The organism is Vibrio zhanjiangensis, assembly GCF_030161235.1.
GTDB lineage: Bacteria > Pseudomonadota > Gammaproteobacteria > Enterobacterales > Vibrionaceae > Vibrio > Vibrio zhanjiangensis.
The window spans coordinates 1-22,617 of sequence record NZ_BSPW01000028.1 but is presented as its reverse complement, the minus strand read 5'-3'; the positions used below and the strand labels follow the sequence as shown (position 1 = coordinate 22,617).

Annotated in this window: 20 protein-coding genes and 1 pseudogene; 7 read left to right on the top strand and 14 right to left on the bottom strand. The window is 44.6% G+C overall.

From position 1 onward, the window contains the following. Positions 1–111 precede the first annotated feature (111 nt). From argH to argC, 4 genes are all read right to left on the bottom strand, one after another. Positions 112–1,986 (bottom strand): argininosuccinate lyase, encoded by a 1,875-nt coding sequence (gene argH, locus QQK21_RS08580; RefSeq protein WP_284191785.1) that lies wholly within the window; start codon positions 1,984–1,986, stop codon positions 112–114. Between the two features lie 235 nt (positions 1,987–2,221). Next, positions 2,222–3,436 carry an argininosuccinate synthase gene (locus QQK21_RS08575; protein ID WP_284191784.1) on the bottom strand — a complete coding sequence of 405 codons (1,215 nt, stop codon included), beginning with the start codon at positions 3,434–3,436 and terminating at the stop codon, positions 2,222–2,224. Between the two features lie 64 nt (positions 3,437–3,500). Further along, positions 3,501–4,292: an acetylglutamate kinase gene (gene argB / locus QQK21_RS08570; RefSeq protein WP_284191783.1), complete on the bottom strand. Its 792-nt coding sequence runs from the start codon at positions 4,290–4,292 to the stop codon at positions 3,501–3,503. 24 nt (positions 4,293–4,316) lie between these two features. After that, the gene (gene argC, locus QQK21_RS08565) at positions 4,317–5,321 is read right to left on the bottom strand and encodes an N-acetyl-gamma-glutamyl-phosphate reductase (RefSeq protein WP_284191782.1); all 1,005 of its coding nucleotides are present in this window, start codon (positions 5,319–5,321) and stop codon (positions 4,317–4,319) included. A gap of 152 nt (positions 5,322–5,473) precedes the next feature. On the opposite strand from argC, the gene argE reads away from it, so the two are divergent. From argE to QQK21_RS08550, 3 genes are all read left to right on the top strand, one after another. Continuing rightward, complete coding sequence (gene argE / locus QQK21_RS08560; RefSeq protein WP_284191781.1) at positions 5,474–6,610, top strand: acetylornithine deacetylase; 1,137 nt, start codon at positions 5,474–5,476, stop codon at positions 6,608–6,610. Between the two features lie 212 nt (positions 6,611–6,822). Continuing rightward, positions 6,823–9,456 carry a phosphoenolpyruvate carboxylase gene (gene ppc / locus QQK21_RS08555; RefSeq protein WP_284191780.1) on the top strand — a complete coding sequence of 878 codons (2,634 nt, stop codon included), beginning with the start codon at positions 6,823–6,825 and terminating at the stop codon, positions 9,454–9,456. A gap of 395 nt (positions 9,457–9,851) precedes the next feature. Next, the gene (locus QQK21_RS08550) at positions 9,852–10,391 is read left to right on the top strand and encodes a PadR family transcriptional regulator (RefSeq protein ID WP_284191779.1); all 540 of its coding nucleotides are present in this window, start codon (positions 9,852–9,854) and stop codon (positions 10,389–10,391) included. A 66-nt stretch (positions 10,392–10,457) separates the two neighbouring features. On the opposite strand, the gene cysE is transcribed toward QQK21_RS08550, so the two are convergent. The 5 genes from cysE to epmA form a co-directional block, all read right to left on the bottom strand. Next, positions 10,458–11,279 (bottom strand): serine O-acetyltransferase, encoded by an 822-nt coding sequence (gene cysE / locus QQK21_RS08545; RefSeq protein WP_284191778.1) that lies wholly within the window; start codon positions 11,277–11,279, stop codon positions 10,458–10,460. Positions 11,280–11,335: 56 nt separating this feature from the next. Further along, a complete protein-coding gene (gpsA, locus tag QQK21_RS08540; RefSeq protein ID WP_284191777.1) occupies positions 11,336–12,370 on the bottom strand; it encodes an NAD(P)H-dependent glycerol-3-phosphate dehydrogenase in 1,035 nt (344 codons plus the stop codon). 218 nt (positions 12,371–12,588) lie between these two features. Continuing rightward, positions 12,589–13,056 carry a protein-export chaperone SecB gene (gene secB / locus QQK21_RS08535; RefSeq protein ID WP_284191776.1) on the bottom strand — a complete coding sequence of 156 codons (468 nt, stop codon included), beginning with the start codon at positions 13,054–13,056 and terminating at the stop codon, positions 12,589–12,591. 133 nt (positions 13,057–13,189) lie between these two features. Continuing rightward, the gene (locus tag QQK21_RS08530; RefSeq protein WP_284191775.1) at positions 13,190–13,624 is read right to left on the bottom strand and encodes a rhodanese-like domain-containing protein; all 435 of its coding nucleotides are present in this window, start codon (positions 13,622–13,624) and stop codon (positions 13,190–13,192) included. Between the two features lie 111 nt (positions 13,625–13,735). After that, positions 13,736–14,707 carry an elongation factor P--(R)-beta-lysine ligase gene (gene epmA / locus QQK21_RS08525; protein ID WP_284191774.1) on the bottom strand — a complete coding sequence of 324 codons (972 nt, stop codon included), beginning with the start codon at positions 14,705–14,707 and terminating at the stop codon, positions 13,736–13,738. Between the two features lie 409 nt (positions 14,708–15,116). Here epmA and frdA point away from each other — a divergent pair, with 409 nt between their 5' ends. Genes frdA through frdD form a run of 4 tightly spaced genes read left to right on the top strand, consistent with a single transcriptional unit; the run spans position 15,117 to position 18,456 of the window. Further along, positions 15,117–16,922: a fumarate reductase (quinol) flavoprotein subunit gene (frdA, locus tag QQK21_RS08520; protein ID WP_284191773.1), complete on the top strand. Its 1,806-nt coding sequence runs from the start codon at positions 15,117–15,119 to the stop codon at positions 16,920–16,922. Next, a complete protein-coding gene (locus QQK21_RS08515) occupies positions 16,922–17,680 on the top strand; it encodes a succinate dehydrogenase/fumarate reductase iron-sulfur subunit (RefSeq protein WP_284191772.1) in 759 nt (252 codons plus the stop codon). The genes frdA and QQK21_RS08515 overlap by 1 nt, the downstream gene beginning before the upstream one ends. Before the next feature lie 2 nt (positions 17,681–17,682). Further along, positions 17,683–18,066 (top strand): fumarate reductase subunit FrdC, encoded by a 384-nt coding sequence (frdC, locus tag QQK21_RS08510; RefSeq protein ID WP_284191771.1) that lies wholly within the window; start codon positions 17,683–17,685, stop codon positions 18,064–18,066. 12 nt (positions 18,067–18,078) lie between these two features. Then, on the top strand, positions 18,079–18,456 hold the full coding sequence (frdD, locus tag QQK21_RS08505) for a fumarate reductase subunit FrdD (protein ID WP_284191770.1): 378 nt from the start codon (positions 18,079–18,081) through the stop codon (positions 18,454–18,456). 87 nt (positions 18,457–18,543) lie between these two features. Here frdD and QQK21_RS08500 read toward each other — a convergent pair whose 3' ends face one another. The 5 genes and pseudogenes from QQK21_RS08500 to QQK21_RS08480 form a co-directional block, all read right to left on the bottom strand. Then, positions 18,544–19,227: a nitroreductase family protein gene (locus tag QQK21_RS08500; RefSeq protein ID WP_284191769.1), complete on the bottom strand. Its 684-nt coding sequence runs from the start codon at positions 19,225–19,227 to the stop codon at positions 18,544–18,546. A 174-nt stretch (positions 19,228–19,401) separates the two neighbouring features. Further along, entirely contained in the window at positions 19,402–20,733 is a 1,332-nt protein-coding gene (hslU, locus tag QQK21_RS08495; RefSeq protein WP_284191768.1) for an ATP-dependent protease ATPase subunit HslU, read from the bottom strand. A gap of 37 nt (positions 20,734–20,770) precedes the next feature. Beyond that, positions 20,771–21,313 (bottom strand): ATP-dependent protease subunit HslV, encoded by a 543-nt coding sequence (gene hslV, locus QQK21_RS08490; RefSeq protein ID WP_284191767.1) that lies wholly within the window; start codon positions 21,311–21,313, stop codon positions 20,771–20,773. A gap of 253 nt (positions 21,314–21,566) precedes the next feature. Then, a complete protein-coding gene (locus tag QQK21_RS08485) occupies positions 21,567–22,109 on the bottom strand; it encodes an SPOR domain-containing protein (RefSeq protein ID WP_284191766.1) in 543 nt (180 codons plus the stop codon). Positions 22,110–22,317: 208 nt separating this feature from the next. Then, positions 22,318–22,554: pseudogene (locus tag QQK21_RS08480) on the bottom strand (substrate-binding domain-containing protein); the annotation flags it as partial. Positions 22,555–22,617: the final 63 nt, after the last annotated feature.

Here is a 22,617-nt window from a genome sequence, read left to right as displayed (position 1 = left end):
TCTCTTAGAAAATTCTAAGAAAAAGCAGTGGTATATTAATAGACCCCGCTTTTTCAATATGGTTCCAAAAAAATGCGATCTTTTTTGATCTTTTTAAAAAGACGTATGTGATTATGCAACGTTAGCTCGTGCTATCGACTTTTCAACCAAATTAATTTCCAGTGCAACTTCATCACAAGCATGCTGACGAGGGCACTGCTCACAATCTTTCAGTACTTTTTCTGGTAACAAAGATTTAGAGGTGGGTAAAAACTTCAGTTTCATGAAAAACTCTGGCGTTCGGGTCAGTACAAACACTTTCTTGATTGCCATTTGACGAGCTTTTTCAACCAAGTAATGCACAATTGCACTGCCTTGTCCCTGCCCTTGCCATCCCGCTTCAACACCTAATGAGCGTATTTCAGCCAACCCTGAATCATAAACATAAAGCGAGGCGCAACCTGTTACTTCACCATGGTGCTCCGCCACTGCAAACGAACCTATGTCACGAACCAACTCACTGCGAGAACGTGGGAGATTTTCGCCCATACTTGCCCAGTATGCCACCATACCTTCCAAAGACTCTATATCTGTCAACCGCGCAGGACGAACATTGACCGCATAAGCATCACGAGCAATCAAACGTCCTTCAGCTTGTTCAACGGCATGCGCAACCTGCTTTGGCGATACGCCGCCCAATGCACTTCGCTTTTCTAAGCACGACTCAATAGTCAAAATCTGGTATACATCGTGTTCGATAACTGGCGAAAATTCTTTCAGTTCATCTAGGGATAATTCTTCAAGCGCACAGCCTTTCGCAATCGCACCGACCACGGCCACTCCAACAATATGGTGAGCTTCACGAAACGGGATACCTTTCGCCACCAGATAATCGGCCAGCTCAGTGGCATTCGCATAGCCTTGTTTAGCCGCTTCTAGCGTCCGTTGTTGATTCACTTTAATACCATCAAAACACAAAGCAGCCATTTCCATACAATCATGCCAAGTATCTAATGCATCAAACAAGCCTTCCTTGTCTTCTTGCATGTCCTTGTTATAGGCCAGCGGCAGCGCTTTTACAGTCATCATCATGCCAGCAAGTGAGCCGTAAACACGGCCAGTTTTGCCACGTATTAGCTCTAATGCATCTGGGTTTTTCTTTTGCGGCATCAGAGATGACCCTGAAGTCACGGTGTCCGCAAGCTCAATAAAATTGGACTCACCAGAGTTATAGAAGATCATATCTTCTGCTAAGCGCGATAAGTGCAACATAGAGATAGAAGCCACTGACATCAGTTCCATCACATGGTCACGATCAGAGACTGAATCCAACGAGTTTCGTGTTGCACGTTGAAAACCTAAGTTGTGGGCAAGCTTCTCACGATCAATCGGATAAGCGGTACCAGCCAAAGCTCCAGAACCCAGCGGGCAGGTGTCGAGGCGTTTAATCGCATCTTGCAGGCGCGAGTAATCACGTTCAAACATTTCGACGTAGGCCAAACACCAATGGGCAAAGGTTACAGGCTGAGCTCGCTGTAAATGCGTATAGCCAGGCAATACCGTTTCTTGGTGCACTTTTGCTATCGAAACCATTTGGGATTGAAGACGATCAAGAGCCAGAAGGAGTTGTTGACCTTGTTGGCGACACCACAGCTTAAGATCTGTGGCAACTTGGTCATTACGAGAACGGCCTGTATGCAGTTTTTTCCCTAAGTCTCCCACTTTGCTTATCAGCTGTTGTTCAACCCAAGAGTGGATATCTTCTGCGTCAGAGTGCAAGATCTGGTGTGGATCTTCCATTACTGCCAATTTAAGCTCATTCAATGCTAACTCAAGTTTCTGCTGCTCTGTTTCACTCAGAACACCAACAGACAGCAATGCCTTAGACCAAGCGATCGACCCAACAATGTCTTGCTCTGCCAGTCGGTAATCGAAGCGCAATGAATCGTTAAATTCTTTGAATCTTGTATCTGCTGCTTGGGTAAATCTTCCGCCCCATAATGCCATTGCGTTTCTCCTGATGACCAGTGCTCACTCGCTCGAGGAACTGTTTCGTTTGCTATACAACTCTGGGTTTAACCCAGTTTTTATCTTATGCTGCAAAGTTACGGTAATTCACACCAAAAATAAAGTATTAATTCAATATTAATACATATTTATTCATGCGTTTTTGATTCTTGCTTATCGGACGAATAAAAAAGCCCATTCAATATGCGAATGGGCTGTGGTGTATTATCTACGATTAATTTTTTTGCTGCTTGAGCGCCCGAATACGACTAGAAAGTGAGTAAAGACGAATAAAGCCTTCAGCGTGACTCTGATCATAAACCTCGTCCTCACCAAAAGTTGCAAACTCTTCACAGTATAAGCTGTTTTCAGAGCGCTTCTGAGTCACGGTAGCTTGGCCTTTGTATAGCTTGATAACCACTTCTCCATTTACGTCTTGAGCCAGTTCCTGTGATGCTGCCAGAATGGACTTACACAAAGGTGTAAACCAGCGACCATCATACACAAGGTGGGAAGCTTTAACGCCAAGTTCTTCACGAAACTCAAAAGCGGTTTTATCAAGAACCAATTGTTCAACCGCACGCAGAGCTTCCATTATGATGGTGCCTCCCGGAGTCTCATAGCAACCTCGAGATTTCATACCCACCAAACGGTTTTCGACGATATCGATGCGACCGACACCATGTTTGGCTCCTTTCTCGTTTAGGTAAACAAGCGTGTTGTATGGTGTCATGGCTTCACCATCGACACTCACTACCTCCCCTTTTTCAACTTTCAAGCTCACGTATTCTGCTTCGTTTGGCGCCTGTTCTGGATCAACCGTCCACACCCAGCAATCTTCATTCGGTGCATTCCAAGTATCTTCAAGTACACCACCTTCCGTTGAAATATGCCAAGCATTCGCATCTCTTGAGTAGATTTTGGTTAATGATGCAGCACAAGGAATGTTACGCTCAGCAAGATAATCAAGACACTGTTCACGGCTGACAAGATCCCATTCACGCCAAGGTGCAATAACATGAAGATCCGGTGCTAACGCGGCAAATGCACCTTCAAAACGTACCTGATCATTGCCTTTACCAGTACATCCATGACACAAGGCATCCGCGCCCACTTTGCGAGCGACTTCAACTTGAGCTTTGGCAATAATAGGTCTTGCCATTGATGTACCAAGCAAGTATTTGCCTTCATAGCAAGCACCCGTTTTTAACGTCGGATAGATATAATCGGCAACCATGGCTTCCTTTAGATCAGCAACGTAACATTCAGATGCACCAGATGCTTTGGCCTTGGCTTCAATTCCTTCCAGCTCTTCTGCACCTTGACCTACGTCAGCCACAAACGCGACAACTTCACAGTCATAGTTTTCTTTAAGCCACGGGATAATGACCGAGGTATCGAGACCGCCAGAGTATGCGACAACAACTTTACTAACTTTTACTTTGCTCATTTCTTACTTATCTCCAAAAATATCAGCCCTGCACATGGCGGTCAGCGCTGTAGTTAAATTTTTATTATTCAGGTAAAAACTGGGTTCCAATGCTTTCCCCAGCAAATAGCTTTCCAAGCTTTTCTGGGTAACGCCAAGTCGCAACCTCAATCGCTCGTCCCAAGGTACTAGCCGCTTCTAGCGCTGCTTTTACTTTAACTATCATGCCGTCAGTAATAACCTGACCATTAATAAGACTTTGTGCTTCTTGCTCATTGAGACTCTTGATAAGACGTCCCTTTCCATCCAGCACTCCACTGACATCTGATAGCAATACAAGCTCCGCATCTAATGCGCCCGCCACCGCTACCGCGGCCTGATCGGCGTTGACGTTCATCATTTGTCCATTCGTCGTCAAACCAATGGAGCTTATAATTGGCAAAGCACCTGCATTAAGAATCGCCTGCAATAGCGATGAATCACCGGGCATGACCTTACCGACTGCCCCAAGCTGTGGGTCCAATTCTTCAACTTGACACAAACCTCCATCAGCAAGACTGAGGCCGATTGCATTCAGACCATCTTTAATTGCCTGTCCCTGCAACATTTTGTTCGCAGTACCAGCCAAAGCACCCGTAATCAAAGGAATTTGGTCATATGGCGTAACGCGTAAACCCTCTTTTTTGACTGTTTTTAGTTGCAGCTTAGCCATCAGCTCATCCACCAGATATCCGCCTCCGTGAACGATCACCATGTGTCGGCGAGCCAGATTTTGATAATCAGAAATGGCACAAAATACCTGGCTTAGCGTTTCTGTACATGACAAGGCAGCGCCGCCGAGTTTGATCACTAATGGAGTTTGTTTGTTATCTGTCATTACTTTTCCTTATTGCCCACTGGTTTAGAGAAGGGCAGTTAACTCTGGAAATCCGTAGTGGATGTTGAGGCATTGCATCGCTTGGCTAGAAGCACCTTTGAGTAAGTTGTCTATCGCTGAAACAACTATGATGTGCTGACCCTGCACCTTCCAACCAATATCGCAAAACGGGGTATTCTCGACATTTTGAATACTAGGTAAGTCTTGCGACAATAGACGCACGGCGGGTTTGTTACCATAAGCCGTCTTAAACGCTTGTTCTACATCGTCTTCGGTCACGCCATCGACTAACTTCATCGTTATGGTAGCCAAGATGCCACGTTTAAAATTACCCAAATGAGGCGTGAATATAACGTCAGTACCAAGGTGGTGAGCAATTTCAGGCTGGTGTCTATGAGAAAACACACCGTAAGGTTTTAAACTGACTTCACAATAGCTGTTTGTCATGGACGCCTTTCTGCCTGCGCCCGATACACCACTGGTGGCATTAATCACGGGCCACTGCTGACTGTTTAGAAGCCCAGCTTCAACTAAAGGCTTAATTGCAAGTTGCGAAGCGGTAGGATAACAGCCTGGTACAGCAATCAATTGGTTGCTCTTAATGTCATCCGTATTCCATTCAGCTAAACCATAAACAGCCGCATCTAACCAATTCTGATGCTGATGTTCAAAGCCATAGAAGTGCTCATAAAAACCTTGTTGTTTAACTCTAAACGCACCCGACAAATCAAAAACTTGGCAACCTTTTGCAAGAAAAATAGGGGCTAAGTCATGACTCACTTGATGATCTGTAGCCAAAAAGATCACATCACTTTGGCAAGCAACCCGTTCCGGATCTTGCAACGGCTCGACCAAGTGCTTCACCACACCCGATAACTTGCCATGTAACTGGGAAATACACTTACCTGCATCTACACTCTTGGCTGAAACATACAAACCAGATAATGTAAGCTTTGGGTGTTTATGCACCATAAGTGCGAGTTCAGCTCCGGTATAACCGCTAGCGCCGACAATGGTGGTTTTAAGCATATAGACATCCGACTTGTTATTTAGTAGTCACTATTAATCGTGATTATAAATTTAAGAAAACACCAGTTTATTGGTTTTTTATTCATTATAAATGATTTATTATGTTTTTACCTTCATTAATCATTTATGTCAACAGGCAAAGCGAAACTAATATGCAATTACCCAGTTTTATGGAGGTCTACCAAGGCCTAATATCGACGTCTTCCATCAGTTCAACTGACCCTAGTTGGGATGAAGGCAATGCCAATGTTATAGAGAAGCTTGACTGTTGGATGCAATCAATAGGCTTTGAAACGGACGTTATCCAAGTATCGGATGGAAAATTCAATTTACTGGCTAAAAAAGGAACTGGCGATGGAGGGCTACTTCTGGCTGGCCATAGTGACACTGTTCCTTTCGACCAAGGGCGGTGGAATTTTGAACCTCACAAGCTTACTCAAGCCGATAATCGCTTTTATGGCCTAGGTACAGCAGACATGAAAGGCTTTTTTGCCTTTATCTTAGAGGCAGTAAAAAAAGTTGACTGGAGCCAACAAAGCAAACCTCTGTATGTACTGGCAACATGCGATGAAGAAACCACTATGCTGGGTGCTAGGCATTTTACTGACAATAGCCCTATCACGCCTGACTACTGTATTATTGGCGAACCCACCAGCCTTGTACCAATAAGGGGCCATAAAGGCCACATGGCGAATTCGATTCGAGTAACGGGTAAATCAGGACACTCGTCAGATCCTGCTCTTGGGGTCAATGCGATTGAAATTATGCATGAGATCCTCTTTGCCATGATGACACTGCGCGATAAACTCATTAAAGAGTATCACCACCCAGGATTTGCGATACCGAGCCCGACTCTCAACCTTGGTCATATCCACGGTGGGGACAGCGCCAACCGCATTTGTGGCTGCTGTGAACTGCACTATGATGTTCGGCCTCTTCCTGGCATTAGTTTGGACAGTTTGGATAATATGCTGCGAGGTGCATTAACAGAAGTGGAATCGAAGTGGCCAGGACGAATCGAAATCACGCCTCTCCATGAGCCTATTCCAGGCTATGAATGCCAAAGTGATCACCCTTTTATTGCTGGTGTAGAGGCAATATGTGGCACTGACAGTACAACCGTCAACTACTGTACAGAAGCGCCGTTTCTTCAGCAACTATGCCCAACACTCGTTTTAGGTCCTGGGTCTATAGAACAAGCCCATCAACCTGATGAATATCTTGGATTTGAGTTTATCGATCCCACAATAGACATACTGGCAAAGGCAATGCATAAATATTGTTTCTAGCTAGAACCAGACTGGCAATTCAGTCAGTTTGGCTCATTGTTGTAATAAAATTTCAACATGCGCTAAATAAATAACCAAATTAAGTCACTTGCTTCACTTGGTTAATATTGGCAAATAGAGTCAAGAGTATTTGACTCCCATTGATATTTTTCGCTAGATTGTCTTCTCAACAAGGAACAATGGATGTAATTTTTTTACAAGGTAGGATAATAATGAACGAAAAATACTCTGCTCTCAGAAGTAACGTAAGCATGCTTGGGCACTTACTGGGTAATACCATCAAGGACGCTCACGGTGATGCCCTTCTGGAAAAAGTAGAAACCATTCGTAAACTCTCCAAATCTGCTCTTTCTGGTAATAAATCTGATCGAGAAAGCTTGATAGAAGAAATCAAGAACCTACCTGACGATCAACTTACCCCCGTTGCTCACGCCTTCAATCAATTTCTCAACCTCACCAATATGGCCGAGCAATATCACACCATTTCTCGCCATTGCGATGCTGACGTCAGTGAACCAGATGCCATCAACGCTTTGTTTGCAAAACTGGACCAAAATGGTATTGGAAAACTCGATACTGCTCAGGCGATTCGTGATCTCAATATCGAATTAGTACTGACAGCACATCCGACTGAAATTACACGTCGCACCATGATCAATAAACTGGTCAAAATTAACCAATGTCTGTCGAAATTAGATTTAAATGAACTTTCAAGCAAAGAGCGCTTGAAAACTGAGCGGCGACTCGAACAGTTGATCGCTCAAGGATGGCATTCCGATACCATTCGTCAGCAACGCCCCACCCCACTCGATGAAGCCAAATGGGGTTTCGCTGTGGTTGAGAACTCACTCTGGGAAGCGGTTCCAGATTTTCTACGCGAACTCGACAGCAGAGTTCGTGAATACTTACAAGAAGGGTTACCTATCGATGCTAGGCCGGTTCACTTCTCATCATGGATGGGAGGAGATAGAGACGGTAATCCATTTGTAACACATACGATCACTCGTGAAGTCATGTTGCTGTCACGCTGGAAAGCGGCCGATCTTTATCTAAATGATATCCATGAATTAATCAGCGAATTGTCTATGACTCGCTGCAACGAAACCGTGCGCTCACTGGCTGGTGCCGACGAACACGAACCTTATCGCGCTATTCTTAAACAGTTACGTTCTCTTTTGTCTGAAACCAAAGATATCTTGGATGGCAAAATAAAAGGCCAAAAGATTGCGGTCAAAGCGCCGCTACAAAAAATAGACCAGCTTTGGGAGCCGTTATACGCCTGCTACCAATCTTTACACCAATGTGGGATGGGAATCATCGCAGATGGATCTTTGTTAGATACTCTGCGCCGGATTAAGGCCTTCGGTGTCCATTTGGTCCGCTTAGATATCCGTCAAGAAAGCACACGCCATTCCGATGTGTTATCAGAGCTTACTCGTTATTTGGGCATTGGTGATTACAATCATTGGAATGAACAAGATAGAATTGCCTTCTTAACCAATGAACTGGCTTCCAAACGACCCTTGCTACCGAGAGATTGGCAACCATCAGAGCCAGTACAGGAAGTGCTCGATACTTGCAAAATTATCGCCACTCAACCACGTGAAGCATTTGGCGCTTATGTCATTTCCATGGCACGCACCGCATCGGATGTGCTCGCGGTACATTTACTGCTTCAAGAAGCAGGCTGCCCATATAGAATGGATGTGTGTCCCCTGTTTGAGACACTTGACGACCTCAATAACGCCGAGTCCGTCATTACACAATTGATGGCAATCGACTTATACCGAGGGTTTATTCAAAACCATCAAATGGTCATGATAGGTTATTCAGATTCAGCCAAAGACGCCGGTGTTATGTCGGCGGGCTGGGCCCAATATCATGCCATGGAATCCCTAGTAAAAGTGGCTGATGAAGCAGGAATTGAACTCACCCTCTTTCATGGACGTGGCGGTACAATTGGCCGTGGCGGCGCGCCTGCTCATGCAGCATTGCTCTCCCAGCCACCAAAAAGTTTGAAGGGTGGACTGAGAGTCACTGAACAAGGAGAGATGATTCGTTTTAAACTCGGCCTGCCTGAAGTTGCGGTCAATAGCTTTACTCTCTACGCAAGTGCTATCTTAGAGGCTAATCTACTGCCACCACCAGAACCAAAGCAAGAGTGGCGCGACCAGATGAACCTTCTATCTAAAGTGAGCTGTGAAGCCTATAGAAGTATCGTTCGAGGAGAGCCTGACTTTGTACCCTACTTTCGCCAAGCAACACCTGAGCTTGAACTGGGTAAATTACCGCTAGGATCTCGCCCTGCGAAAAGAAATCCCAATGGGGGGGTGGAAAGCCTGCGCGCCATACCTTGGATTTTCTCATGGAGTCAAAATCGTTTAGTCTTACCTGCTTGGCTTGGTGCGGGTGAGGCGATCCAACACTCGATAGATAACGGGCAACAAACCCTACTTGAAGAAATGTGCCGTGAATGGCCATTTTTCTCTACGCGACTGGGTATGCTAGAAATGGTCTACATAAAATGTAACCTAGAAATCTCTCGCTATTACGATGAACGACTGGTAGAGGCCAAACTATTGCCTCTTGGAGAGAAGCTACGTCAGCAGCTCAGCCAAGACATTAAGGCCGTATTAAATGTCGAAAACAACGAGAACTTAATGCAAAGCGATCCATGGGGGCAAGAGTCCATTCGTTTGCGTAACATATACGTAGAACCTCTTAACATGCTGCAAGCTGAATTACTCTATCGAAATCGCCAAAATGAAGCGACTTCTCCAGAGCTCGAAGAAGCCTTAATGATCACCATCGCCGGTATCGCAGCAGGGATGCGAAACACCGGATAATCCACCAAGAAGAATGTATTGAGGCTGATTTATACTCTCACCTCAATACTTCTGATGCTAAAAACCCCAAATAGAGCAAAATAAAATTACAATTTCTCATTAAAAAAGACAAAAAAACAGAATAATATTCTGATATATTAATTTATTGAGTTAATTATCAGTTTTTTGACTTTATTGATTTTTCTATTCCACTTTATGCTTATTATTTAGATATAATACTGCTCCTTTGCGATGAACAATAACATTATAAATCGCTCTAGGTGATAAAACGGCTTTTAAGGTGACATGGCCAACACTGTTGGCGCTGCTTGAATTTCCGCTGATGATTAGTGCCATAGAAGCACAACAGTAGCTAAGCAGTTGTAAGTATTTATTTGACCATTTGGATTAAAGACATGTCATTACCACACGTTATCCTAACAGTTCTCAGCACACGTGATGCAACTGGATATGATATCACCAAAGAATTTTCAGCCACCATCGGTTACTTTTGGAAAGCAAGTCATCAGCAAGTGTATCGCGAGCTCAACAAAATGGCTCAAAATCAACTTGTTACTTGTGTACTAGAGCCTCAGGAAGGTAAGCCTGACCGCAAAGTGTACTCAATTACACCAGCAGGACGCGTGGCACTCGGTGAATGGTTCGACCAACCGACGGCTCATCCAACGGTTCGTGATGAGTTTTGCGCAAAACTCATGGCTTGTGCAGTACAGCCATCAGCACCTTATCGTCAGCAGCTCGCTGAACTGGTTGAAGAGTCTCGCAAACTCGTCTCGCACTACAAAGAAATAGAAAGTGCGTATTATTCTAAAACAGCGACGCTCGATAAACAGCAGCGCCTTGAGCGTCTAACGCTTCGCCGCAACCTACTTGTACGCCAAGCGTGGGTAGAATGGGCTGAAGAAGCCCTTGCAGAGCTAGAAGCACTCGCATAAATGAAAGCAAAAAATAAAGGGTTGACCGAACGTCAACCCCTTGTTTTCAGTAGGCTAAGATAAGTACTAAATACCATCACCACCGACAAAGCTTTGTGAACGTCCGTTGAATTGTTGGTCCATATCAAGAGAAGGCTTATCTGTTTTAGGACGCCCAACAATCTTAGCAGGTACACCAGCGACTGTGGTATGGGGAGGAACAGGCTGCAACACAACCGAACAAGAGCCTATTTTAGCACCCTCCCCGACTTCAATATTGCCAAGAATTTTAGCGCCCGCTCCTATCATTACACCTTCGCGTATTTTAGGATGTCGATCACCACAGGCTTTACCTGTACCACCTAGAGTCACGTCTTGGAGTATAGACACATCATTTTCAACAACGGCAGTTTCACCAATGACTATCCCAGTGGCATGATCAAGCATAATCCCTTGCCCTATGCGTGCAGCAGGGTGGATATCTACCTGACAAGCGACGGATAATTGATTTTGTAGATAAGTCGCAAGCGCTATTCTTCCTTGCTTCCAGAGCCAGTTCGCCACACGATACCCTTGCAAAGCATGGTAGCCTTTCAAATACAGCAAAGGCATTGAATACATAGAAACCGCAGGATCCCGGTTGACGGTTGCACTGATATCACACGCAGCAGCCTCAGTGATCGAGCCATCAGAATTAAATGCCTCTTCAATCACTTCTCGAATAGCCATAGCGGGCATTGATGCAGTGTGAAGTTTATTCGCCAAAATGTAACTCAACGCCGATGCTAAACTATCATGTTTGATAATGGTGGCATGGTAAAAGCTCGCCAGCATAGGCTCTTGCTCAGACAATTCACGAGCTTCTGCCACAACAGCCTGCCAAACTTTTTGTTTTTCACAATGTTTCATTTCTCAACCTTACATCTAACCTCAGCTAGATACCTTCACTCTGGTTGCATCAAGCGTTAAGCTTCTGCTTTTTTATCACGGGCAAGCAAATCCTTTGCAGCAAGATGCGCATCTTTACCTTGATACAATACTTGATAGATTTGGTCAACAATGGGTAGTTCAACCCCAACTCTTTTCGAAAGTAACCATACTTCTTTTGTATTACGATATCCTTCGACAACTTGCCCTATCTCATCTTGAGCAGTTTGCACATTTTTACCTTGTCCTAGGGCTAAACCGAAGCGGCGATTGCGAGATTGATTGTCTGTGCAAGTCAATACCAAATCACCAAGACCTGCCATGCCCATGAATGTTTCAGGCTGAGCACCGAGCGCTATGCCAAGTCGCGTCATTTCCGCAAGACCACGAGTAATCAACGCAGTTCGAGCATTCGCCCCAAAGCCAATACCATCAGACATACCAGCCCCAATCGCAATCACATTTTTTACTGCGCCGCCGAGCTGCATACCAATAAAGTCGCTATTGGCATAGACGCGAAATGTTTTACTGCAGTGTATTTTATCTTGAAGATCAGCGACAAAGCCCGCATCAGGTGAGGCCACAGAAATGGCAGTGGGCATGCCCATAGCCAATTCTTTCGCAAATGTTGGACCAGATAGAACCGCTAAGGGATACCCATTGCCCAAGATATCTTTAGCAACCTCTTGAAGCAGACGACCCGTTTCAGGTTCAAGCCCTTTTGTTGCCCAGCACAATCTAGAGTCGCTGCGCAAATAGGGTTTCACCTTGGTCAGCACGTCAGAAAATACATGACTTGGAACCACGACTAATAGATCTTTGCTAGCTTGTACCACCTTTGCCAAATCAGACTCGACCACCAAAGATGGCGGGAAATCAATACCCGGCAAAAAGGCATGATTGGCGCGTTCTGATTGTAAACGCCTCATATGCTCAGCATCATGCCCCCAAAGCATCACCTTAGCGCCATTTCGCGCCAGTGATATCGCAAGAGATGTACCGTATGATCCAGCACCGAGCACCGCCATTACTGTATCGTTACTGTCGCTACTTATGGTGTGAGTTTCTGTCATGATTGTACCTGATTACTATTTAAGCCTGTGGAGTCATACCCCCAGTCTTTCAGTTAAACATTTTCCGAATGGTGTGAGCAAGTCACCAGAAGCGTTAGCGCCACTTAGCCATATTGTACGTCGCAAATGAAAAATGCACATTGCATCATCAATGTGATTGCTCTGTGCATTTCAGTTTAACACCAAGGTTTTGCCCTAGTCGTGTCGTGTACCTAAGATTAAGCCTCAGCTTTACCTTCTTGCTGAGCTTGCTGCTGCAAGTAGTTCATAAACAAGGCATCAAAGTTAACTGGTGCAAGGTTTAGCTGTGGGAAAGTACCTTTTACTACTAGGCTTGAAATAGTTTCACGCGCATAAGGGAAAAGAATATTTGGGCAGAATGCTCCCAAACAATGCGCTAGTTGGCCCGATTCCATTTTTTCCGCAGTGAAGATACCACCTTGCTGAACTTCACATAAAAATGCTGTTTCTTCAGCATTTTTTACCGTAACCGTCAAACGTAGTATCACTTCATATACACCTTCGCCCAGCTCACGACTTTGGGTATCCAAATCCAGCTTTACATCTGGGTTCCATTCTTTTTGGAACATGGTTGGTGAATTAGGTGCTTCAAAAGACACATCTTTAAGAAAAATGCGTTGAATTGCGAAGTTCTGAGTTTCTTGTTGTGGTGCTGCTTCAGCCATGTGTAAATCCTTTAGGTTCAAATTGTCTACATAGAGACTAAGTGAGAGGTGAATTGTGAGTGCATTTAGTCGCTAATATCTCATGCCTCTCATATTAACGCTGCTCTATTAAGCAACATCCAAAAATTGAAAATTACTTTTTGCCTTTCACTAATGGTAGATTTGCTTCATTCCAAGCAATTAAACCATTTTTAAGTAAGTTGACGTTTTCAAATCCGCCTTTTGCTAGAAGGTTAGCGCTCTCTTGAGCCGTTTGACCTGTCTGGCATACTAGGATAATTGGGCTAGATTTATGCTTTTCAAGTTTCCCTAAGTTACCCGCTTTGATATCAGAAGGCAAAATGTGAACTGCGTCTGTAATATGACCTTTTCGATAATCTTCTTGACTACGAATATCAACCACAATGCCATTCTCTCTATTCATCAAGTATGTGGTTTGTGATGCGGTGATTTCTTTGTAAGCCGCTGTGCTTGATTTTACTATGTTCATGATAAGGGCAACCAATATGCCTACCCAAACCAAAGAAAGGATCATATTTTCTTGAAAAAATGCGATGTACTCTTGCATGTCCCGTGCTCTTCAATGCTAGGGCTGCTTATTAGCAGCAGCCCTGAAATGTAAATTTAGACTGGCAGTATAGCGAGGATGTCCTCGCTTAGCGAGACATAACCTATAGAATCACGCTCTATCGAAAGGAAAAGCGATGACTTGGTCAATATGTTCAATTTGATTCGCCAGCATCATAAGACGATCAACCCCTAGCGCAACACCAGCGCAGTCAGGTAAACCATTCTTTAACGCTGCGATTAGGTGATAATCAATTGGCTGAGACGGCAGCCCCGAAAGCTGGCGCTTGCGGTTATCGTCTTCAAAACGCTGCAACTGCTCCTCTGCACTATCAAGTTCATGAAAACCATTCGCAAGCTCAACGCCTTTAAAATAGACCTCAAACCTCTCTGCAACCCGACAGTCTTGAGGGCTAATTCTAGCAAGCGCAGCTTGCGATGCTGGAAAATCGTAAACAAAAATAGGGTGCTGCTGACCAATTTGAGGTTCAATTCCAATACTAAACAACAGCTGGAGTAAGGTATCTCTATCTTGTTCCTCCTGAGCGATATCTCCAAGCCCTAAAACACTAGCAGTGTCTTTTAGCTCAGATATCGACGCCTCTAAGGGACATATACCTAAAACGTCTAGAAACACCTGTTGATAAGTGGCGCGACTCGCTGACGGTACTTTAAGAGTCAATTGAAGAAGCTCATCGATTTCATCCATTAATTTATGATGGTCAAAACCCACTCGATACCATTCTAACATGGTAAACTCGGGATTATGATGGCGCCCACTTTCTTCATTTCTGAAAGATTTACCGATTTGGTAAATACACCCGCTTCCTGCTGATAGCAAACGTTTCATGTGAAACTCAGGGCTAGTCATTAAATATAAGGTCTGGCCTCTAGCATAATTGGGTCCCACAAACTCTGTCTTAAAAGTATGCAAATGCATATCCGTCACTGTGGCATGACTAAGCGCTGGCGTATCAACTTCCAATACCGATCTATCACTGAAAAATTGACGAATTTGTCTCAGTAAATCAGCCCTAAGTTTGAGTTGTTCGATTGATGCTGCAGGTTGCCAAGTTATACTCATGTTTGACTACTCATGTATTTCAATTGAAGTGGGAAACTATCACCTTTGATTAGGTTTGCAAATCCCAATAACGACTGACCTTTCCATAGACACACTCAAGATTGAAAACCCAACATAGATAAAATAATTCACAAAACCACAGTCATTGGAATAAACAAGTGACTGTCGTGACCAAACCATCCACCAGCGTCATTCCCCCCACCGAATGGCAATTAGATTATAAATATGTCGTGATAACACTCACATTACGCAGATTTTTTATGCGTTGCAGCTGATTACCAGAGCAAAAACCTAAATACATCAATTTTTGTCTTCTGCCTCTCTTTTACACTAACCCTAATCTTTATGGGGATTACCCTTTTGACAATAACAAGCGGATAACTCCGCAATTTCATACTGGAGGATAACTGTGCAAACTATCACCACAGATATCGCAGTCATCGGCGCCGGCGGTGCTGGTCTTCGTACTGCTATTGCAGCAGCTGAAGCAAACCCTGATTTAGACATCGCACTGATCTCTAAAGTTTACCCAATGCGTTCTCATACCGTCGCAGCAGAAGGTGGCTCAGCAGCAGTTATCAAGGATGAAGATAGCTTAGACAACCACTTCAACGATACTGTTGGGGGAGGTGACTGGCTCTGCGAACAGGATGTCGTCGAATATTTTGTAGAAAATGCAACTCGTGAAATGATCCAAATGGAGCAATGGGGTTGCCCATGGAGCCGAAAACCCAACGGTGAGGTCAATGTGCGCCGATTTGGGGGCATGAAAGTAGAACGGACTTGGTTTGCTGCGGATAAGACCGGCTTTCATATGCTACATACCCTGTTTCAAACCTCAATAAAGTACAAAAACATCAAAAGACTGGATGAGTATTTTGTGCTTGATCTGCTCGTTGACAACGGCGAGATCCAAGGACTGGTCGCGATTCAAATGTCTGAGGGTGAACTCATCACGATAAAAGCCAAATCTGTTGTATTGGCCACAGGGGGCGCAGGTCGTGTTTATCACTGCAATACCAATGGAGGCATTGTGACTGGTGATGGCATGGCAATGGCTTATCGTCATGGCGTACCACTCAGAGATATGGAGTTTGTTCAATACCATCCCACAGGATTACCCGGTACGGGGATATTGATGACCGAGGGCTGCCGTGGTGAAGGTGGCATCATAGTTAACAAAGATGGTTATCGATATTTGCAAGATTATGGCATGGGGCCAGAAACGCCGGTCGGCCAGCCCAAAAATAAATACATGGAACTTGGCCCACGCGATAAAGTTTCTCAAGCGTTTTGGCACGAACAACAAAAAGGCAATACCATCAAACATCCTCTTGGCGACGTCGTCCATTTAGATCTTCGTCATTTAGGAGAAGAATACCTGCAAGAGCGCTTACCTTTCATCTGTGAACTGGCAAAGGCATATGTCAATGTTGATCCTGCGAAAGAGCCAATACCCATTCGACCCACCGTCCACTACACCATGGGCGGTATCGAAACAAACCAAGAGTGTGAGACTCGAATCAAAGGCCTGTTTGCTGTAGGAGAATGTGCTTCTGTCGGGCTTCATGGCGCCAATCGTTTAGGCTCGAACTCACTGGCTGAATTTGTGGTCTTTGGTCGAGTCGCGGGTGAACAAGCTGTCAAACATGCTGAAAACTTTACAGGTTGGAACCAAACCGCCATATCTGAACAAGTTCAATCAGTTGAAGAGAGAATCAACAGCCTAATCAATCAAGAAGGCGACGAAAACTGGGCCGATATACGTAACGAAATGGGCCATACTATGGAAGCTGGGTGTGGTATTTACCGTCAACACGACTTGATGCAAGCGACCATGGATAAAATTGCGGAACTCAAAGAACGCTTCAAACGAGTGAGCATAAAAGATAAGGGCAAGGTATTTAATACTGACCTCCTTTACGCTATTGAGGTAGGTTACGGGTTGGAAGTTGCAGAAGCCATGGTACATTCTGCCATGCTACGCAGAGAATCTCGCGGTGCCCATCAACGCCTTGATGAGGGCTGTACAGAAAGAGATGACGTCAATTTCCTCAAACACTCTTTGGCTTTCTTTAACCACAATGCTGCCCCAAACATCGAATACAGTGATGTGACGATTACCAAATCACAACCAAAGGCTCGTCTGTACGGCGAAGCGGCAGAAAAAGCCGCAGCTCAGGAAAATGCCAATTCATTACAGGAGGGCATGTAATGTCGAATAGTCGAATCCAAAAAATCGAAATTTTGCGATACGATCCTGAACAAGACGCAAAACCGCATTGGCAAAGCTTTGATGTCCCCTTTGATGACACTATGTCTACCTTGGATGCTCTTGGTTATATCAAAGATAACTTGGATAAAAACCTCTCCTATCGGTGGTCGTGCCGAATGGCAATCTGTGGCTCTTGTGGAATCATGGTCAATGGTGTACCCAAATTGGCGTGTAAAAGCTTTTTGCGCGACTATCCGAATGGAATCAAAATTGAACCTCTGGCTAACTTTCCTATTGAAAAAGACTTGATTGTTGATATGACGCCTTTTATCGAGCGCCTCGAAGCCATCAAGCCCTATATCATCGGCAATGATCGCACACCGGAAGATGGCGCCAATATCCAGACTCCGGAACAAATGGCCAAATATAAGCAATTTGCAGGCTGCATAAACTGCGGATTATGTTACGCGGCCTGTCCTCAATTTGGTCTCAACCCAGAGTTTATTGGGCCTGCTGCACTGACTTTAGCCCATCGCTATAACTTGGATAGCCGAGATAATGGTAAATCTCAACGTATGGCTATGATCAATGGTGCCAATGGTGCTTGGGGATGTACTTTTGTTGGTTATTGCTCTGAAGTATGCCCAAAAAATGTCGACCCCGCCGCTGCCGTCAATCAAGGTAAGGTAGAATCTTCGATGGATTTTGTCATTGCTATGTTTAAACCTGATGGCAAACCCGCATCACAGGAGGCTTAAGGATGAGTAATAGAAAACCCTACATCCGAGAAATCACACCAACGTGGTGGAAAAATCATCCCTTCTATCGTTTCTATATGCTAAGAGAGGCGACGGTACTCCCCTTGGTGATCTTTACGATATTTCTGACCATTGGTCTGGCTGCCTTAGTGAGAGGCCCCGAAGCTTGGCACACTTGGCTTGAATTTATGGCCAATCCTATTGTTATCCTGATTAACCTTGTGGCTTTGATCGGCAGTCTCTTTCATGCACAAACCTTTTTTAGCATGATGCCTCAGGTGGTACCGATTCGATTCAAAGCCAAGCTCATCGATAAAAAGCTGATTGTGATGACGCAATGGGCAGCCGTAGTGTTTATTTCCCTAATTGTGCTGATTGTGGTGTAAGGAGCGAAGACTATGAAAACGAATTTTTCCGTTGATACTGCACCAAAGCGTTCCGATGAGCCTATTTGGTGGAGCTTGTTTGGCGCTGGGGGAACATGGTTTGCGATGATCACTCCAGTCACCATTCTAGTATTGGGAATCTTGGTTCCTACGGGATTGATTGATTCAGATGCACTAGATTATGAGCGTGTAAAAGGCTTTGCTAGCAGCGTGATTGGCGGGCTATTTATTATTGCAACTCTAGCACTTCCCATGTGGCATGCGATGCATCGTATCCATCATGGTATGCACGATCTAAAAATACACGCTGGACTGGCGGGCAAAATAGCATGTTATGCTTTTTCGGGCCTTATATCAGCCCTAGCGGTACTGCTTGTCGTCATGATATAGACATAAAACTGGGCCTGACTAGCACAATAAGTTTATTTGGTGACAAGTAGGCCCACTATCTTCAGCCGTATTTACCTCTGGCTACAGCTATTCAATAAAGGTCGCAATATCATCAAGTGTTTTCTTATTTAGTGCATGGGCCGGTATCGTCGCTCCAGTGTCAGGGTAGCCAGTGACGATTAACATATATGGTCTCTCCACGTCTGAGTCACGACCACAAATACCGGTCAAAAAGCTCATAGGTTTAGGAGTATGCGTCAACGTGGCTAATCCGGCATTATGTAAAGCCTGCAACAAAAAACCTGTCGCAATACCCACAGATTCATGGACATAGTAGTTGGTCTGCTCCCCATCATTGTTCAAACCACCTTTTTTCTTGGCAAAAACAGCAATTAGCCATGGAGCTTTCTCCAAGTATGGTTTATCAGCGTCCGTTCCTAGAGGCTTTAGTGCCTCTAACCACTCTTGCCCAGCCCGTCCTTGATAAAACGATTGTTCAAGCTCTTCAGCGGCCTGTCTTATCTGTCCTTTTACTTGGCTATTATGAATGGCAACAAAATGCCAAGGCTGATGATTCGCACCGCTTGGCGCTGTTCCTGCGGCACGTATACAGTTTTCAATGACCTCTTTGGCGACAGGCCTGTGTGAAAACTGTCGAATCGAATGACGACGTTTAAGTTGCTGGTAATTTTGCTCGGCACGAGCAGACATTTCCTCCGCTGGATATTCAATAAAATCGCTCAGTGGATAATGAGATTCTAGGCTCGACATATGATTTCCTTGCACTTTTAATATCATTCCAATATAGCGACCCTTTGCTTTGGCGTATCAACAAAAAGATGCCAAAGGAAAACACTGAGAGTCAGAACAAATTTTCTAACGGGATATAGGCAAAGAAAAAGCCGATCTTGTGATCGGCTCTACTAAGAAATGTTAAGCTTCAAGCTAAAGAATAAAGCGGCTGAGATCTTCGTCTTCTATGGTGTCGCCGAGCTTTTCTTTTACATATTGGGCATCAATCGTCAGCTTGGAACCCGCTTTATCTGTCGCCTCGAACGAAATTTCGTCCATTAAACGTTCCATAACCGTATGTAAACGGCGAGCACCGATATTTTCAGTGGTTTCATTGACCGTCCAAGCCGCATCCGCAATTTGCGCGATGCCATCTTGAGTGAACTCAATGTCCACTTGCTCTGTTTTCATCAGCGCAACATATTGCTCTGTCAAAGAGGCTTTTGGCTCGGTCAAAATGCGCTTAAAGTCATCACTTGACAAGGCTTCAAGTTCAACTCGAATCGGCAAGCGTCCTTGAAGCTCTGGAATAAGATCCGATGGTCTAGCGACTTGGAATGCACCTGAGGCCACGAATAAGATATGATCCGTTTTCACCATACCATGCTTAGTCGATACGGTACTGCCCTCTATCAAAGGCAGTAAGTCTCTCTGCACACCCTCACGAGAGACATCAGGGCCTGAACTCTCACCACGCTTGCAGATTTTGTCGATTTCATCGATAAATACAATGCCATTGTTCTCAACATTGAAAATGGCCTGCTCTTTGAGCTCTTCCTGATTAACTAACTTGGCGGCTTCTTCTTCGGTCAACGCTTTAAACGCATCCTTAATCTTAAGTTTGCGCTTTCTCTTGGTATCCCCTGCTAAATTTTGGAACATACCTTGAAGCTGGTTCGTCATTTCTTCCATTCCTGGAGGCGCCATGATTTCAACCCCCATTTGTGGTGCCGCAACATCAACTTCAATTTCCTTGTCGTCTAACTTGCCCTCACGCAATTTCTTGCGAAAAGCCTGACGAGTATTGGAGTTTTCATCGCTTTGCTCGTTTTGTCCCCAAGCATCACGTGCTGGCGGCAGAAGTGCATCCAAAATGCGCTCTTCTGCTTGCTCTTCAGCTCGGAATTTGACCTTTTCCATCGCTTGTTGATGAGTCATCTTAATCGCCACATCGGTCAAGTCACGGATAATCGTTTCCACTTCTTTACCCACATAGCCAACCTCTGTAAACTTTGTCGCCTCAACTTTGATAAAAGGCGCGTTAGCCAGCTTAGCAAGGCGACGAGCTATTTCGGTTTTACCGACACCTGTTGGGCCTATCATCAGAATATTCTTAGGGGTCACTTCAACTCGTAAGCTTTCCTCTAATTGCATTCTTCTCCAACGGTTACGCAAAGCGATGGCAACAGAACGTTTGGCTTTATCTTGACCAATAATATGGCAATTGAGCTCATGAACAATTTCGCGAGGAGTCATTTCAGACATAATCAAATTCCTTAAATTCTATAACCACTATCTTTGTTTATTCAGCTTCAGCGGCTGGCGTTTCTAGTTCTTCGATAGTGTGGTATTGGTTAGTGAACACACAGATATCACCCGCAATTTTTAGTGACTTCTCGGCAATTTCACGCGCGTCTAACTCAGTGTTTTCTAATAATGCCGTTGCGGCCGCTTGGGCAAAGTTACCGCCAGAACCAATCGCAATCAGATCATTTTCTGGCTGAACAACATCGCCGTTTCCGGTAATAATCAGCGACGCTGTCTCATCTGCTACCGCCAACAAAGCTTCCAATTTTCTCAACGCTCGGTCACTGCGCCAATCTTTAGCGAGTTCAACGGCAGCCTTAGTCAGATGCCCCTGATGCATTTGCAGTTTGCTTTCAAAACGCTCAAAAAGAGTAAACGCATCGGCTGTGCCACCAGCAAAACCAGCCAACACTTTATTATTGTATAGGCGACGAACTTTACGCGCATTGCCTTTCATTACAGTGTTACCCAGTGATACTTGTCCATCACCTGCGATGACGACTTTGTTGTTTCGACGTACAGATACAATAGTAGTCACGAGTAGGGCCTCATAATTATTTTAATTTCAATGTTAGACAATATATGAGGCTAAGAAATGACAAATTCAAGGGAAAAAGCACTTCTGTTGATAATATCAATTTGAATGGGGCGTATATCAGTCGTCTACAAATTAATTTGCTATGCCGGCCCATAACACCTCTTCAATCGTCAGATCTTAACCCATCAAGGACCAAGCTATAAAAATCTAACAGCAAACCCGCTGACACAGCCAAGCGCACGACACCAGAGATCTATTGCGTATCTTTCCATATTGCGCATGGCTCAATTTTGGCGCGTTGCAGCTTATGTTTATCTCTTTCGGCGTCACGCTTGTATTTATAAGGTCCCAGAACAACGCGATACCATTTGCTGTCTTCTTTTTTCCGTATTTTGCTGTTTATGCCTTGAAAAGCAATATCCAGCTTACGAGCTTCGGCTTGTGCTGCATTGGTGTAAGCCCCGCATTGCATTATGTAAGGAATCTCCGAAACAACTTGCTCTTTTGCTGTCACTTCGATTTCTCGACTTGGTAGAGATTCAACGTAATCCCACTTCTCCTCTGGAGGTGGAGGAAGCAGTTTTTGAGTTTTAGGTTTTGGCTTGGCTTGCTGCACTAGAGGTTGAGGAGGCTCTGGATCATTACTCAGGGTATAAAGCCCATAACCGAACACACCAAGCAAACCCACAGCCAACAAACCACTTCGCCATGGTTTTCTTGATGATGATGGTTTATTACGTTGTGTTTTTTTTCCGCTATTGCCGCGACCGCGTTTTACGTAATCTCTATTTGCCACTGTTGTCAATCAATGTCGGTTACTTCTATCGCTATGGTAATCCAGATTGACCTTTGATGACAGTGATGAAATGGAAGCGACACATCAAAATGTATCGCTTAATTGCCAAAGGCGAGATAGCCATTCTCTATAGAAATGCAAACGCATGTAATGATTGCCATGCAATACATAGGAGAATGTAAAAATCAGTGAAAGCGTGATTATGCTGTTAGCAACTTCTGCTTCTAGGAGGCGCGGCGCTCTCTCTGATAATTAATTGGGTCTCAAGTAGACGAGAGCCTGCGCGAACCTCATGCCCTCGCAAGAGATCCAGCATCATCAGCATAGCCTGACGACCTATTTCATAACGCGGCTGCGAAATCGTTGTTAATGGTGGATCGCAATATTGTGCAAAATGAATATCATCGAAACCGACCACTGACAAATCATGAGGAACCCGCAAACCGTGTGATCACCAAGCGATTCTGTCGTACCTTAATTACCAAGCGACTTTGTCATTACGTTAACT